This window comes from Sporichthyaceae bacterium, from assembly GCA_036269075.1.
Classification (GTDB): domain Bacteria; phylum Actinomycetota; class Actinomycetes; order Sporichthyales; family Sporichthyaceae; genus DASQPJ01.
Genome location: DATASX010000004.1, coordinates 114,801 through 127,851, shown reverse-complemented (window position 1 = coordinate 127,851; position 13,051 = coordinate 114,801). Strand labels below are relative to the sequence as shown.

The window sequence follows — 13,051 nt, the reverse complement described above, 5'->3', positions numbered from 1 at the left end:
CACACCGCGGCCACCGTGGCGGGCAGGCGCTGGACAAGTTCGACCGCGAGATGGACCCGGTGATCACTGGTCCGATCAGCCAGGCCCAACTCCAGGGCGACCTCGGCGTAGGCCGAACGCTCGGCGAAGTCCAACTCCTGGGACTGCTCCCACGTCTGCGGGTCGACCCAGGCGGGGCGCTCCGCCTCGTGCCGGTCCAGGGAGTCGCTAACCCAGTCGGCCATGGCCAGCCCCTGCTCGCCCTGGACCATCGCGACCTGCCGCTCGATCAGCCCGATGCGGGCCAGCACGTCGGTGCCGTCGGTGACCGCGCCGGTCCAGGTGATCTGCCCGGCGGTGGCCGCGAACCAGTCCAGGGCCTCCTCGACCGACATGAGTCGGTTCGAACTGGTGTTCGACATGAGACTATTCTCGCCCAGTTTTCCCATCTCTGCAAGGGAAATTAGCGTTTTCCCCAACTTAGTTTTCGATGGTCGGGGCGGGTGTCGAGCGGTGCCGCGGTCTTGGTTGCTCGCCGTTACGGAACCCGTGCCCAGGCGCCGTAGTTGGTTACTGCGATCAGGGGTACCGGACTCGGGAACCGGTGACCGAAGTGCAACGGACCTGCACATTGGTTACGGTCCGAACCCCCCTCCTAATAGGCCGTCTGAACCGAACCAGACCACGGCACAGCAACCACTGACGGTCCGTCAGCTCTCCAACAGCGCCAGCGATTCGAGGTCCAGCGCCGCCTGCGCGTACCGGTCGGCCAGTGGCGCGCGAACTGCGGCGGGTTGCATCTCCTCCGGTGTCAGGCAGTACACCGCGCCGTAGACGGCGTTGCGCCGGTAGGCGGTCCAGGCTGCGTCGAAGAGCTCGGCGCCCGGGCCGCGGAGCTCGAGGTAGTCACGCAGCAACTCCTGCTCGTTCGTGCGCCGGTCGGCGGTGCTCAGCGAGCCGACCAGGAAGCAGGCCACGTCCTGGTACGGGTCGGTGCGGCAGACGAACTGCCAGTCGAGGAAGCGCGTCGAGCCGGCGGCATCGAAGTAGACGTTGGTCGGGTTCGCGTCCCCGTGCACGAAGGTCGCAGGCGCGGCGTCCTGTGCGGCCCACAGCAGCGCGTAGACCCGTGCGAGCCGCTCCCGGTCGGAGAACACCTCGAGCACCGGCCCGGCGGTGGTCTGGCCGATGTAGGCGTCCCAGTGGGCCGGCGCGAACAGGCTGTCGACGATTGGGCGGTAGTACGGCGCCCGAGAAAGCCAGTCCGGGTAGAGGTCGGAGCGGGCGTGCCACCCGGCCATCGCGCGCAGCCCGTCGGCAACCTGATCCACCGTCAGCGGCACGCGCGGGTCGTTGACCCGGCCACCGGTGGCTGTCAGGTCCTCGAGGATCACGATGCCCTGGTCGTCGCCGACCACCGCGTGCCGGCAGCGCGGGATGCCGGCGCCGAGCAACGGCGCGACGTCGCGGTAGAACAGCGCCTCGGCGCGGTAACCGGGCGCCATGATCGCCCGCAGCTCGGCCCGGAAGCCACCCTTCACGCACAACCGCTCGACCCGGCCGTCGAGGTGGGTGGCCGCGACCAGGACTTTCGTCGCGGTTCCCCAGACGATTCCGGTCTGTTCCAGGGACTTCAGCTCGGAACCGAGTGCCGCGCCGACCCAGGCGGCATCGATCTCGTCCACGGTGTTGGGGAGCGTCATGGCCAATAGTCTAGTACTGGACTATTGAGGCCTATCGCATCTAGTGTTCGGGACATGGCGACGTGTCCGTACACCCCGGACGACCTGACCCGCCTGTTCGAGCTGGACGGCGAACTGGTGCGGTGCCCGTTCCCGCTCTACGACGTGCTGCGCGAACAGGCCCCGGTCACGCACAACACCAGACTCGGCGGCTGGGTGGTCACCCGGTACCACGACATCATGGAGATCCTGCGGGACACCGCGACGTTCTCCTCCGCGATGGCCAGCGGCCCGAGTTCGGTGACCGGCCTGGCGAGGAAGCTCATCGACGACCCGGCCACCGCACCGCGCCTGCGCGCGCAGGCGGAACGACGGCTGCGGATCGCCGAGTCGCCGGTACTGCTGTTCACCGATCCCCCGTTGCACAAGCGGCAACGCGACCTGGTCCGAAACGCCTTCGGTGCCCGCCGGATCAAGCTCCTCGAACCTGATGTCCGGGCACTTACCGAGGAACTGCTGGACCGCCTGGTCGAGGCCGCCGCGCACGGCCCGGTCGACGTCGTGCCGATGTTCTCGATCCCGCTGCCGATGACGGTGATCGCCACGATGCTCGGCGTACCGCCGTCACACATGGACACGTTCAAACGCTGGTCCAACGCATTCACCGCCGGCGTCGGTGCCGTCGATCAGACCGCCGAACAGATCGCCGAGATCTTCGAGGCGGTCGACAACTTCTACGACTACTTCACCGACCAGATCGAGTCGCGGCGCAGCGAACCTCGCGACGACCTGCTGACAGACCTGGTCTCCGCCCGGACCCGCGACGCCGAACCGCTGCGCGTCGAGGAGATCCTCCAGATGCTCGTGCAGTTCCTGGTGGCCGGCAACGAGACCACGACCAACATGGCCACCACATTGCTGGCCCGGTTGGCATCCGACCCGGAGCTGGCCCAGCGGGTGCGCTCCAACGCCGCACTGGTCGGGCCGCTGGTGGAGGAGATGCTGCGGATCGAGGCCCCGGTGCAAGGCATGTTCCGGCTCAGCACCGCCGACGCCACCGTCGGTGGCACGTCCATCCCGGCGAACTCGTTGATCTGGTTGGTCTACGGCTCCGGCAACCGCGACCCCTCGACGTTCTCCGAGCCCGAGCACGTCGACCTCGAGGCCGACCGGGCTCTGCACCTGGCCTTCGCCCAGTTCGAGCACTTCTGCCTGGGCGCCAACGTCGCGAAGCTGGAACTGCGCATCGCGGTCGAGTACCTGCTGGCCCGCTTCGCCGACCTACGTCCGGCCGGGGACCCCGCCGGCCTGCCCTACCACCGCAGCTTCATCCTGCGCGGCATCAGCAGCCTGCCGTTGCACCTGACGCCCGCGTCCTGACGAAGAGGGAACGTATTCCGGCAGGCTCCGGTAGTACCGGATCGAGGCGATGTCGACCCCGAGGTTGCCGATCGCGAGCAGCCAGTAGATCGGGTGGCAGAAGTGGTTGTCGCTCAGCATCATCCAGGGCCAGAACCCCGCGGACAGGATCAGGTAGCCCCAGAGGATGAACTCGCTCATGCCGCGGCGGCTGCCCCGGGCCCGCATCATCTGGATGTTGAACGCCGAGGCCATGATCACCGTCGTGGTCAGGCCGTAGTACTCCAACGGGTCGTCGGTGATCGTCCGGAACCACCAGAAGATTCCGTAGACGAACGTCTGCAGGAACGCGTAGATCGCGATCGCCCGCGGCACGCTGCATCCGGCGCCGAAAAGATCCTCCCGCGAGTACCGGATGATCTGACTGATCACGACCAGTTCGAAGGCCGAGAACACGATCAGGCCGACCCAGAACATCTTCAGCAACCAGAAGTCGTACGGGCCGTCGAACCAGGTTCGGTAGGAGCCGACGAAGCTGGTGTCGTGGGCCATGTTCCACAGGTTGGTCGCCAGCGGGATGCAGAAGATCTGGTCACGCTGACCACGGCGCATCGCGCCGAGGTACTGCATGTAGCCGCCGATCCCGGCGATCCCGGCACACATCAGAATCAGCGCGAACCGGTGGTCGGTGTTCTCCAGGACGACCCGCGGGTCGTATCCGTCCTTCATGGTCGAAATCATGCACCTCGATGGTCGCGCTCACAATTGTTTAGCACTTGACAAATTCGACGATTTTCCGAAAGCCTGATTCCGTGGTCACCCTCGCCAACGAGGTCCGCCCGGAGGCCGCGCGTGGCCCGGCCCGGCCGCTCGCGATTGCCACCCTCGGCGCTGCCTGCGCGCTCGTGACTGTCGTACTGCTCACCGCCGAGCACGGCCCGGGCGGCCGCATTCTCGCCGACCGGTCGGTGGAGTCCTATCCGCAGCTGTGGGGCTACCACCACTGGATCACGACCGTCCAGATCGCGACGCTGATCGCCTCGAGCCTGTTTCTGACGCACTTCGTGCTCTGGTCGCGCCGGCACGGCCGGCTCCATCCAGCGCTGCCTGTGCTGGCCGGCTTGTTCGTCATGGGCGGGCTGACCGACGCATTCGCGAACTGGACCAGTTCGGCGGCGATGAACCCCGAACTTCTGCATTTCCCGACGAGTTGGTCTTTCTTCGATGTCTCCCCGACGGTCGAGCCGATCATCAACACCGTCGCTTACCCGTACCTGTTCATCTTCCCGGCGCTGGCGATCACTTCCCTTTTCGCGCGGCGCACCACGACCCTGCCTCGGCCGCTGCGGACGGTCTTCGGTGTCACGTTCGCCGTCGCGATCCCGATCAACTGGGTGCTGGTCAATCTGTTCATGTGCCGGATCGAGTACTGGACCTACACCCAGATCCCTGGCTGGGCCGCGATCCGCGGACAGACTCCGTGGCAGTACCCGTGGACGGATCCGCTGACCCTGTCGGTGCTCACCGGCCTGACGGCGGTGCTGCTGCAGCGCGCACCGGACGGGTCACGGGTGGGAACCCGGATCGCTTCGCGTATCCGCATCCTGCGCCACCGCCCGGTCGCCGGCGAGATCGCCGTCGCGGTCCTGATCACCGCACTGGGGTACGTCCCGTACAACGCCGTTTGGGCGTCCTACCGGCTGACCAACAGTGGCGACACCCTCGCCCCCTGGGTCTACGCGAACACGAAGGTCTACGACCCCAAGGGCGACTACGCCCGCGCCGGGGTACCCGGTCCCTACTTCCGAGGAATGTGGCCATGATCGCTGCGCTGCCGGCCGTACTCCCGTTCGACCGGGACATCACCAACATCCCGACGATCTCCACCGACCGGGCCGACGCGTTCTTCGCGATCGGCGCGATCGGCGCCGGCCTCTTCGTGCTGTGGGCGCTGGCCGAGTTGGGCCTGCGCCGTAACCCGATCCTTGCTCTCTGCCTCGTCGCCAGCCTGGCCTGCAACCTCACCGAACCGGTCTGGGACGTCCTGGGCAAGATGCGCTTCTACCGCGGCAATCACTTCGCCTGGACGGAGTTCGGCGACCTCGCCCAACCCATTCAGTACCCGTACTGGGCGATGTTCGTGTACACCGGATTCGCCGGTGTGGCGTGCTACGTGTTCTACCTGGCGTTCCAGACCCGGAACTGGCGGATCTTCGGCTACGTCCTGCTCGCCCAGGCCGTGATGAACGTCGTTCTCGAGGGCTTCGTCATCAACAGCGCCTACGACTACTACGGCTCTCAGCCCTGGCGGATCGGCAGCCATTTCCCGCTGTGGTGGGTGCCGGTGAACTACGGCGAGTTGCTCGGTGGCGCCCTGCTCGCGTTGGCCGTTCGCCGCTGGGGCGTGCGCGGTGCGCTGACCGCGCTGCCGATCGTCCCGTCCGCGTTCTCGGCCTGGCAGTTGTGGGCGGGCTGGCCGACCTACGCCACGATCAACATGAGCGTCGGCGACGTGTGGCGCGATGTCGCCGCGGTGGCCGGGGTACTGATCGCGGCAGGCTCGGCGTACCTGATCGGCCAGGTGCTGCTCGGCCCGCTGCGGACCGCGACCGCAGTGCCGGCACCGCAGCGGACGGTCCAGACCGTCTCGGTCTGACGCCCAGTCAGTCCGCGGGGCGCCCCGGACGCGGAGTCTGCCACGGCATCAGCGAACGCATCTCCAGCCCGCCGTCGACCGGCAGCACGACCCCGGTGACGTAGGCGCTCGCGGGCGAGGCGAGGAACAGCACAGCGTTGGCGACGTCCTGCGGCCATCCGGCGCGAGGTGGTTCGGGGCGCCGCCACGCGTCCGGACGCGGGTCCGCCTCCACGCCACGACGCCGTTCGCCTGCTCCGTGGTCGACCGCGATCGAGCCCACCCGGACCGCGTTGGCGCGCAGACCCAGGTGGGCGTAGCCGGCGGCGAGCGAGCGGGTCAACGATTCCAGTCCACCCTTGCCGGCGGCGTAGGCGTCGAAGCCGGGCATCGCCTGCACGGCGGCGATCGAGGAGATGTTCACGACCGCGGACTGCGGCGCACGGGTCAGTTCCGGCAGCAGGTGATGGGTCGTCAGGTAGGCGCCGGTCAGTGTCGCGTCGAGCACGCGGCGCCAGTTCGCCGGGCTCACCGCGCCTACCGGGCCGTCGACCGTGCGGGTGTGCAGCAGGTCGGTCGGCCCGGCATTGTTCACCAGCACCGAGGTGCCCTCGCACGCCGCGGCGAGCGCGGCCACGTCGACCTCGTCGGTGACGTCGGCACGTACGAACCGAATACCGGTGCTCGCCGCGAATTCCGCGCCCCGATCGGTGTTCCGTCCGCAGACCACCACCTCGGCGCCACGATCCCGCAACAGGACGGCGATCGCGGCGCCGATCCCGGTGCTACCGCCGGTGACCAGAGCTCGCCTGCCGTCCAGGCGGAACGGATCCTCCACGGCGCCGAGGCTACGCCAGGAAAGTCGCGTTCTCAATGGTCGATCACTGGACCTTTAGGCGCCCGGCTTGTTAGCGTCCTCCCATGGCAGAACAGTGTCCGCATGAGGGCCTGTTCGCCTCGGCCACCCCTGATCTCGTCCGCTCGCCGTACGACGTCTACGCTCACCTGCGCGCCGAACACCCGGTGCACTGGGTCGACGGCCTGTCGGCCTGGGCGGTGACCCGGCACGCCGACATCCTCGACGTCCTGCTGCGCCCGGAGGACTTCTCCTCCGCCCGGCAGTCCGGCCCAGGAGCCGCGACGACGATCGCTCGCACCGTGGCGCAGGACCCGTCATATTCCGACGACGTGCGCGCGGCGGCGCACCGCCGGCTGGGCATCGCGGCCCAAGGCGCCGCCCTGGTCAACTGCGACCCACCCCGCCACGGCCAGCAGCGCCGGATGATGAACAAGGTGTTCAGCCCCCGACGCGTGCAGGCACTCGAGGAGCCGATCACGACGCTGGCCGAGTCGCTGGTCGCGGCGTTCGCCGACCGAGGGCACGCCGACATCGTCGCGGAACTTGCCCTTCCGCTGCCCATGGCGGTCATCGCCCGAGCGCTGGGCATCGAGGGCGCAGACGTGGCTACGCTGAAGCGCTGGTCGGACGCATTCGTCCGCGCCAACGGCCGGCCCACCCTCCCGCGTGAGCAGATCATCGAACTGATCCGGTCGATCGACGAGTGCTACGACTTCTTCACCGCGGAGTTGGCCGATCGCGTCGTGGCCCCGCGCGACGACCTGGTCACCGACGTCGCGCAGGCCGACCTGTGCGCCGAGGAACGCCTGCAGATGCTCACCCTGTTCCTGGTCGGCGGGAACGAGACCACGAACTCGCTGATCGCCTCATGCGTCTGGTTGCTCACCCGGCAAGCCGCGCTCCAGGACAAACTCCGGGCCGATCCAAGCCTGATCCCCGCCTTCGTCGAGGAAACCCTGCGGCTCGAACCGCCGGTGCAGGGGCTCTTCCGGTTCGCCCTGCGCGACACCTCGATCGGCGATGCTCCGATCGCCGCGGGGGAATTCGTCTGGCTGGTCTACGGCTCCGGAAACCGTGACCGCGACCAGTTCCCGGAAGCCGACGACCCGCTGCTCGACCGAGGCAGCGACGGCCGACGGCACCTGTCGTTCGCCCAGGGACCGCACTTCTGCCTGGGCGCCCCGCTGGCCCGGGCCGAGGCCCGGATCGCCGTGCGGACCCTGCTCGCGCGGATCCGCAGTCTGGCCTTGTCCCGGGACGAGGCGGCGGACTGCTGGGCACCCAACTTCGTGCAGCACAACCTCACCCGGCTGAAGGTGGTGTTCGAACCGAATGAGTGATCGGGCCGAGGCCGAACGTGAGATAACCGCGGCATTGCATGCCTACTGCCGGGGCATCGACCGCATGGACGCCGACTTGATCCGCTCGGCCTACCACGTCGACGGCACCGACGAGCACGGGGATCACTTCCGCGGCAGCGTCGCGGACTACGTCGGTTGGGTGCTGGAGGTACTGCGGACGCGCTTCTCCTCGACGATGCACACCCTGAGCAACATCACGATCGAAGTGGACGGCGACCGGGCCGGGGTCGAGAGCTACGTGGTCGCCCACCACGTCACGGCCGACGGATCGGCACTACGGGTCTTCGGCGCCCGCTACCTCGACCGCTTCGAGCACCGTCCCGAGGCCGGCTGGCGGATCGCCCATCGCACGCTGGTATCGGAATGGCAGGTCGAGCAGCAGGGCGCCTTCGTACCGATTCCGGGCGGGGAACCTGCGACGCGGGACCGTAACGACCCCTCCTACCCGGTGCTCTCCTCCGGCACGTAGCGCGGCGCCGTGCCCGGCGGCCAGGGGCGACTGTCCGGGTCGAACGGGCGGTAGCCCAGGAACAGGTTCAGGACCACGGCGATCAGGCCGATTCCGAGCGCCCAGGTGGCCAGGCCGGCCAGTTGTGTCGGCAGCCACGGGTAATCGGCGTTGACGACGATCCATGACGGCATCGCGATGAGCGCGTAAGCGCCGGCGACGCACGCCGGCACGACCAGCAGCATCACCGAGGCGCGCCAGCCCGAAAGGACGTGCTGGTAGCGGTAGCCGAACGCGGCGGGCAGCAGCGCACAACCGATGACGTTGCAGGGCGTCCACCACAGCGGAAGGCTGTGCCACCACATTGGCTGGTTGCCGTAGTACTGGTACATCCCGCCGGAGGTGACCAGGAATTCCTCGAAGATCGAGTAACTCACCCCGGTGGCCAGCAGCAACAGCCAGGCCTGCTTCGCAGTAGGCCGAGCGCGCAGCGCCTTGATCATCAGGCCTGCGAAGGCACCCGCGCCGAACCATCCGCCGACGATGAACCAGCCCATCCGCCGGCCGAAGATCTGGAACGCGAAGTCGCCGGAATGGGTCGGGTAGTAGACCATCCCGACGATGTCGACGAACACCTCCGGGAAGACCACCGCCACCGTGCCCAAGCTGATGAACAGGGGCAGGTAGTCGCGCTTGCGGATCGCCTCGCGGACGGCGAAGGCGAAGCCGACCGCACCGAGGCCGCCCAGCAGGATGATCGCGACGATCGTGTGGCTGTGGCTGTACGGAAAATCGGTGTTGGTCGGGACGACCGGCACCCCGGTGTTCTTGCCCAGGACGACCGGCGGGACGTTGCCCGGCCGATGGTGGAAATGAGTGATCAACAGGTCGAGCCCGGCCAGCACGGCGAACGCGCCGGCCACCGGGCGGACCAGGCTGTTGCTCCCCGGCCCTGGTCCCTGCGCGGTCGAGGTCGGCGGCGGGCTCAGGGCGGTCATGTCGTCGCTCCGTGCAGGACGCGGACCACGTTGTTACGACCGTCCACCAAGATGCGGTCGCCGTCGTGCAGGACGCTGGTGCCTCGCTCGGTGCCGATCACGTAAGGGATCCCGAGCTCGCGGGCGACCACCGCTCCGTGGCTGGCCGAGCCGCCGACGTCGATGACCAAGGCCTCGGCCAGCGACATCAGCGGCGCCCAACTCGGGTCCGTGAAACGGCAGACCAGGATGTCGCCGGCGTCCAGTTCGATGTCGTCGTTGACGTCCAGCAGCACCCGTGCCCGACCCTCCACCGTGCCGCCGCCGGAGGCCGCGCCGGTCAGTTCGACCGGGCCGACGGACTCGCTGACGTCCGGCCCGAGCGGCTGCGGCATGCCGCGAAAGAACACCGGCAGCACGACCTTGCGGTGCGCCTCCCGGTAGCCCCGGCGGGCCAGCACGATCTCGGTGACGTCCGGCAGGTTCCCGGCCGCCAATGCCTGGCACTCCGCGATGCTCAGGTAGAACGCGTCGTCGACCTCGGCCAGTACGCCCGCAGCCACCTGCTCGACGCCGAAGTCCCGGGTCGCGCGGCGGACCCCGTCGATGCACATCAGGTAAGCGGCCTTGCCGACCTGCAGGGTGCGCACGATGTTGCGCACCCGCTTCATCAACCAGCGCATGGTCGGGCGCCGCGCCGTGGGCGTGGCGGCCAGGAGAGCCGCCTCGGCCTCGGCGCCGGCCTGCTTCGCGCGGGCTTCCTTAGCCCGCGGCCGTTCGATGTCGCGTGCGGAGTACGCCTTCGCCAACGCGCGCACCGGACCGGGATCCTCGCGCCAGACGACGGCGGTCGGGTTTCCCTCGTTCGGCCCGTGGTAGCCCCACTCGCCCAGGAAGGAGTCCTCGGTGATCTCGCCGTGTGCCAACCGCCAGAGGTCGTCGGCCATCCGGGTCTCGAACACCCCACCCACGCCCGACATCAACCGGGTGGCCAGCGTCGGGTCGCCGGCCTTGCCGGCGGCGTCCTTCAGCGCCGACTGAGCGCCGGCGAAGACGAACCGCCAGGCGCAGTGGTGGGAGAACACGTCGATGAACCGAGCGCGGGCCGCGGCCAGTCGGTCGACCGGACGCCCGGCGGGCGTCCCGGCCAGGACCTCCGCGCGCCACCAGGCCGCGGTCTGCTCGTACTTGGCGTGGATGACCTTTCCCTGCCGCAGCAGGGTCCGCGGCGCCTTGAGCGCGATGACCGGGATGCGCTTGGGGGCGCCCTTCACCGGCGGAGCATCCGGACGGACGCTGCCGCACAGGTCGCGTTCGAAGTCGTCGCCGCTGACCCCGGGCAACGAGGCCAGGGTCGCGCGGATCGCGTCGACGTTCAGCGCGGGCCGGCCGTAGAAGACCGCGCAGCCCCAGTCGTTGGTGTTCGGCGAGGGCTGTATCCCGGCGGGGAGCACGCCGAACGCCGTCATCGAGTACTGCCAGCCACGCTCGGCCGACTCCCCCCAGACCTCCATGCACATCGGGGAAAGCACGTCCGGGGCGGCCTCGCCCAAATTTGTGGTCGTCCAGTACCGGCCGGGTTCGCTGGTGCCCAACGTCGGATCGCTGACCGTGGTCATCGCGCCTCTCCTGCCTGCGGGACCGCCAGCGGCGGCGGCACGCTGCTGGGATCCTGTGGTGCCGGGGAACGACCGGCGGCGATCCAAGCCTGAACCTTCACGGCGATGCCGGGCGAGCGCAAGGCACTCGTGTCGAAAAAGTGCCCGGCGTACTTCAGCGCCGGCGCGACTTCGGCGTCCTCGGTGGCCAGTTGCGACAATGCCCGGCCGAAGGCGGCCGACTCCGCCGAGGGCGGAGCCACACCCTCGAACTCCGCCCCGGGATAGTGCGAGTCCAGGCTGACGACGATGCCGAACACAGTGTCGACGACCTCGGTGAAACGGCGCTGCGCGTGCCCCGCGACGCCCGGGTCTTCGGCACCGTGCTCGGTCAGGATGTCGCGCAACCTGATTGCTTCGCAGGCGGCCACGGACATCCCCTGCCCGTAGAGCGGGTTGAACGACATCACCGAGTCGCCCAGCATCAACAGGCCCTCGGGATGCCGGGGCAGGTCTTCCCACATCCGGCGCAGCGACCCGCGGACCTTGTAGCGCACCGGCGGCTCGACGACGGACGCCTTGCGGGCGATCTCGGCCACCAACGGACTCGGCGCCGCGTCCAGGTGGGCCAGTAGGCCGTCGAGGTCCTTCGCCGGGTCGGCGCGCATCATGCCCAGCGCCGAGATCTGGAACAGGCCGTTGTCGCACAGCACGACCGCGGCCCCGCGCAGCGCGCCGGCGTGCGGATGGCTGATCACCCCGGCCACGCCGGGCGGGAGGACGTCCGAGGGCAGTTCGACCGTGGCGGTCGCGTAGCTGACCCAGGAGCGGAGTTCCTTGGTCGCCGGCGGCGCGTAGCCGGCCGCGCCGAGCCAGTCGACGGCCTTCGAGTTGCGACCGGTGGCGTCGAACTCCTCGACGATCCCCGGCAGCAGCGCCTCCACCGCCCGTTGACCGGCGGCCAGCAAGGCATGCACCTGCGTGCCCTGCGGCACCCCGCGTCGGCCCGCACCCGCGGTGAGGTCGCCGCGCTCGACCAGCACCACCTCGTCGACGGCCGGGCTCAGGGCGGCAGCCGCAAGCAGTCCGGCGATGCTGCCACCCAGCACGAAGGCCTCAGTCAACGGCGAGACCAGCCTCTCGGATGCGGTGGTCGAACGATTCCAGCCATGTCACACCGGCGACCAGCTCTCGCTCGTCGCCGGCCCGCCGGGTGATGCCGAACTGCGCGTGATAGCCGTTCCAACGTGAGGCGGAGAACTCGGCCATGTTGCCCGAGTCCTGACCGGTGAAGCGATAGACGTGCTCGCCCACGGTGTACTCGGCCTCGCGGATGAATCCGCTGTCGTTGAGCCGGTACCAGGCGGGCACCGCGTTGCTCGCCGCGGTGAGTTGATGGTCGTCGACGACCATCGCGGCGTTGAAGCCGCCCTTGCCGACGACAATCTTCCCGTACTCGATCGACCCGTCGGCGTAGCTGTTCCCGAAAATGTTCCAGGAGAGCTGGATGTCGGTGAACATCGCCGTCTCCTTCCACTCCCGACCGGGGCGCAGGTGGACGCGGTCGACGTAGAGCAGGCCGGAGACCGGACGGCCGAGCACGTTCCCCTCGACCCAGTACGGGATCGAGGTGAAGAACAACGGCTCGACGGCGGAGGCGGAGTAGAACTGCACGCCGAGGGTCCGGATCTCGCCTTCGAGGCGGCAGAGCTCGCCCTGGTCCCAGACGATCGAGTCGCCGTCCAGCTCCAGCAGGTACGGCAGATCGCCCTCGCGTCGGGCCGATTCCGGCAGCCGCAGCATCACCGGGTCGCCCCAGCGGCGGTACTTGTCCTCGATCGTGCGCCGGACCTCGCCGCGGTAGCTGCGGGTCGTGGCCGGCTGAACGTCCATCCTCCCATGGCCGTCGGTACGCATCACGAACGTGCCGGTGGAGACCGAGCCGACGAATTTCTGTTCCAGGCAGACGATCGAACCGTCGGCCTCGGTGAGGAATCCGTAGATGTACTCGATCTGCTGCTCGAGCCCGAAGTGGGTCCGGTCCGGGCGCATGAGCGAGAGGTCGTTGACGAAACCGCCGACCACGGTGCGATGGGCGAAGTCGCCGTAATCGTAGGAGTTCACCACTTCGCGCCTCCGGATATGTTGCCCAT

General features: G+C 68.7%; 13 protein-coding genes. 5 read left to right on the top strand and 8 right to left on the bottom strand.

What is annotated here, in order from left to right; translation table 11 throughout:
• A partial coding sequence (locus VHU88_01045; GenBank protein HEX3610250.1) for a hypothetical protein occupies positions 1-401 on the bottom strand: 401 nt, incomplete at its 3' end.
• A gap of 288 nt (positions 402-689) precedes the next feature.
• Positions 690-1,682 carry a phosphotransferase gene (locus VHU88_01040; protein HEX3610249.1) on the bottom strand — a complete coding sequence of 331 codons (993 nt, stop codon included), beginning with the start codon at positions 1,680-1,682 and terminating at the stop codon, positions 690-692.
• 54 nt (positions 1,683-1,736) lie between these two features.
• On the opposite strand from VHU88_01040, the gene VHU88_01035 reads away from it, so the two are divergent.
• Positions 1,737-3,041, top strand: a complete 1,305-nt coding sequence (locus tag VHU88_01035; GenBank protein HEX3610248.1) for a cytochrome P450 — start codon at positions 1,737-1,739, stop codon at positions 3,039-3,041.
• On the opposite strand, the gene VHU88_01030 is transcribed toward VHU88_01035, so the two are convergent.
• A complete protein-coding gene (locus tag VHU88_01030; protein HEX3610247.1) occupies positions 2,943-3,761 on the bottom strand; it encodes a hypothetical protein in 819 nt (272 codons plus the stop codon). The two genes, VHU88_01035 and VHU88_01030, sit on opposite strands and share 99 nt — an antisense overlap.
• Positions 3,762-3,832: 71 nt before the next feature.
• On the opposite strand from VHU88_01030, the gene VHU88_01025 reads away from it, so the two are divergent.
• Positions 3,833-4,843, top strand: a complete 1,011-nt coding sequence (locus tag VHU88_01025) for a spirocyclase AveC family protein (GenBank protein ID HEX3610246.1) — start codon at positions 3,833-3,835, stop codon at positions 4,841-4,843.
• On the top strand, positions 4,840-5,676 hold the full coding sequence (locus tag VHU88_01020; protein ID HEX3610245.1) for a hypothetical protein: 837 nt from the start codon (positions 4,840-4,842) through the stop codon (positions 5,674-5,676). The genes VHU88_01025 and VHU88_01020 overlap by 4 nt, the downstream gene beginning before the upstream one ends.
• A 7-nt stretch (positions 5,677-5,683) precedes the next feature.
• Here the strand turns inward: VHU88_01020 and VHU88_01015 are convergent, their stop codons facing one another.
• Positions 5,684-6,493 carry an SDR family NAD(P)-dependent oxidoreductase gene (locus VHU88_01015; protein ID HEX3610244.1) on the bottom strand — a complete coding sequence of 270 codons (810 nt, stop codon included), beginning with the start codon at positions 6,491-6,493 and terminating at the stop codon, positions 5,684-5,686.
• Positions 6,494-6,576: 83 nt separating this feature from the next.
• On the opposite strand from VHU88_01015, the gene VHU88_01010 reads away from it, so the two are divergent.
• Both VHU88_01010 and VHU88_01005 read left to right on the top strand, forming a co-directional pair.
• Positions 6,577-7,854 carry a cytochrome P450 gene (locus VHU88_01010; protein HEX3610243.1) on the top strand — a complete coding sequence of 426 codons (1,278 nt, stop codon included), beginning with the start codon at positions 6,577-6,579 and terminating at the stop codon, positions 7,852-7,854.
• Entirely contained in the window at positions 7,847-8,344 is a 498-nt protein-coding gene (locus VHU88_01005) for a nuclear transport factor 2 family protein (GenBank protein ID HEX3610242.1), read from the top strand. Before VHU88_01010 ends, VHU88_01005 begins: the two co-directional genes overlap by 8 nt.
• Here VHU88_01005 and VHU88_01000 read toward each other — a convergent pair.
• The 4 genes from VHU88_01000 to VHU88_00985 are packed head-to-tail and all read right to left on the bottom strand — an operon-like array spanning position 8,317 to position 13,022.
• A complete protein-coding gene (locus tag VHU88_01000) occupies positions 8,317-9,321 on the bottom strand; it encodes a hypothetical protein (protein HEX3610241.1) in 1,005 nt (334 codons plus the stop codon). The genes VHU88_01005 and VHU88_01000 overlap by 28 nt on opposite strands.
• Positions 9,318-10,919 (bottom strand): PEP-utilizing enzyme, encoded by a 1,602-nt coding sequence (locus tag VHU88_00995; GenBank protein HEX3610240.1) that lies wholly within the window; start codon positions 10,917-10,919, stop codon positions 9,318-9,320. Before VHU88_00995 ends, VHU88_01000 begins: the two co-directional genes overlap by 4 nt.
• The gene (locus VHU88_00990; protein HEX3610239.1) at positions 10,916-12,022 is read right to left on the bottom strand and encodes an FAD-dependent monooxygenase; all 1,107 of its coding nucleotides are present in this window, start codon (positions 12,020-12,022) and stop codon (positions 10,916-10,918) included. The genes VHU88_00995 and VHU88_00990 overlap by 4 nt, the downstream gene beginning before the upstream one ends.
• Positions 12,015-13,022 carry a hypothetical protein gene (locus tag VHU88_00985; protein ID HEX3610238.1) on the bottom strand — a complete coding sequence of 336 codons (1,008 nt, stop codon included), beginning with the start codon at positions 13,020-13,022 and terminating at the stop codon, positions 12,015-12,017. The genes VHU88_00990 and VHU88_00985 overlap by 8 nt, the downstream gene beginning before the upstream one ends.
• Positions 13,023-13,051: the final 29 nt, after the last annotated feature.

Excerpts from the sequence above, each read along its gene's own strand:
- VHU88_01000 (HEX3610241.1), bottom strand. The coding sequence starts at position 9,321 with ATGACCGCCCTGAGCCCGCCGCCGACCTCGACCGCGCAGGGACCAGGG.
- VHU88_00995 (HEX3610240.1), bottom strand. The coding sequence starts at position 10,919 with ATGACCACGGTCAGCGATCCGACGTTGGGCACCAGCGAACCCGGCCGG.
- VHU88_01005 (HEX3610242.1), top strand. The coding sequence starts at position 7,847 with ATGAGTGATCGGGCCGAGGCCGAACGTGAGATAACCGCGGCATTGCAT.
- VHU88_01030 (HEX3610247.1), bottom strand. The coding sequence starts at position 3,761 with ATGATTTCGACCATGAAGGACGGATACGACCCGCGGGTCGTCCTGGAG.
- VHU88_01010 (HEX3610243.1), top strand. The coding sequence starts at position 6,577 with ATGGCAGAACAGTGTCCGCATGAGGGCCTGTTCGCCTCGGCCACCCCT.
- VHU88_01020 (HEX3610245.1), top strand. The coding sequence starts at position 4,840 with ATGATCGCTGCGCTGCCGGCCGTACTCCCGTTCGACCGGGACATCACC.
- VHU88_01040 (HEX3610249.1), bottom strand. The coding sequence starts at position 1,682 with ATGACGCTCCCCAACACCGTGGACGAGATCGATGCCGCCTGGGTCGGC.
- VHU88_01035 (HEX3610248.1), top strand. The coding sequence starts at position 1,737 with ATGGCGACGTGTCCGTACACCCCGGACGACCTGACCCGCCTGTTCGAG.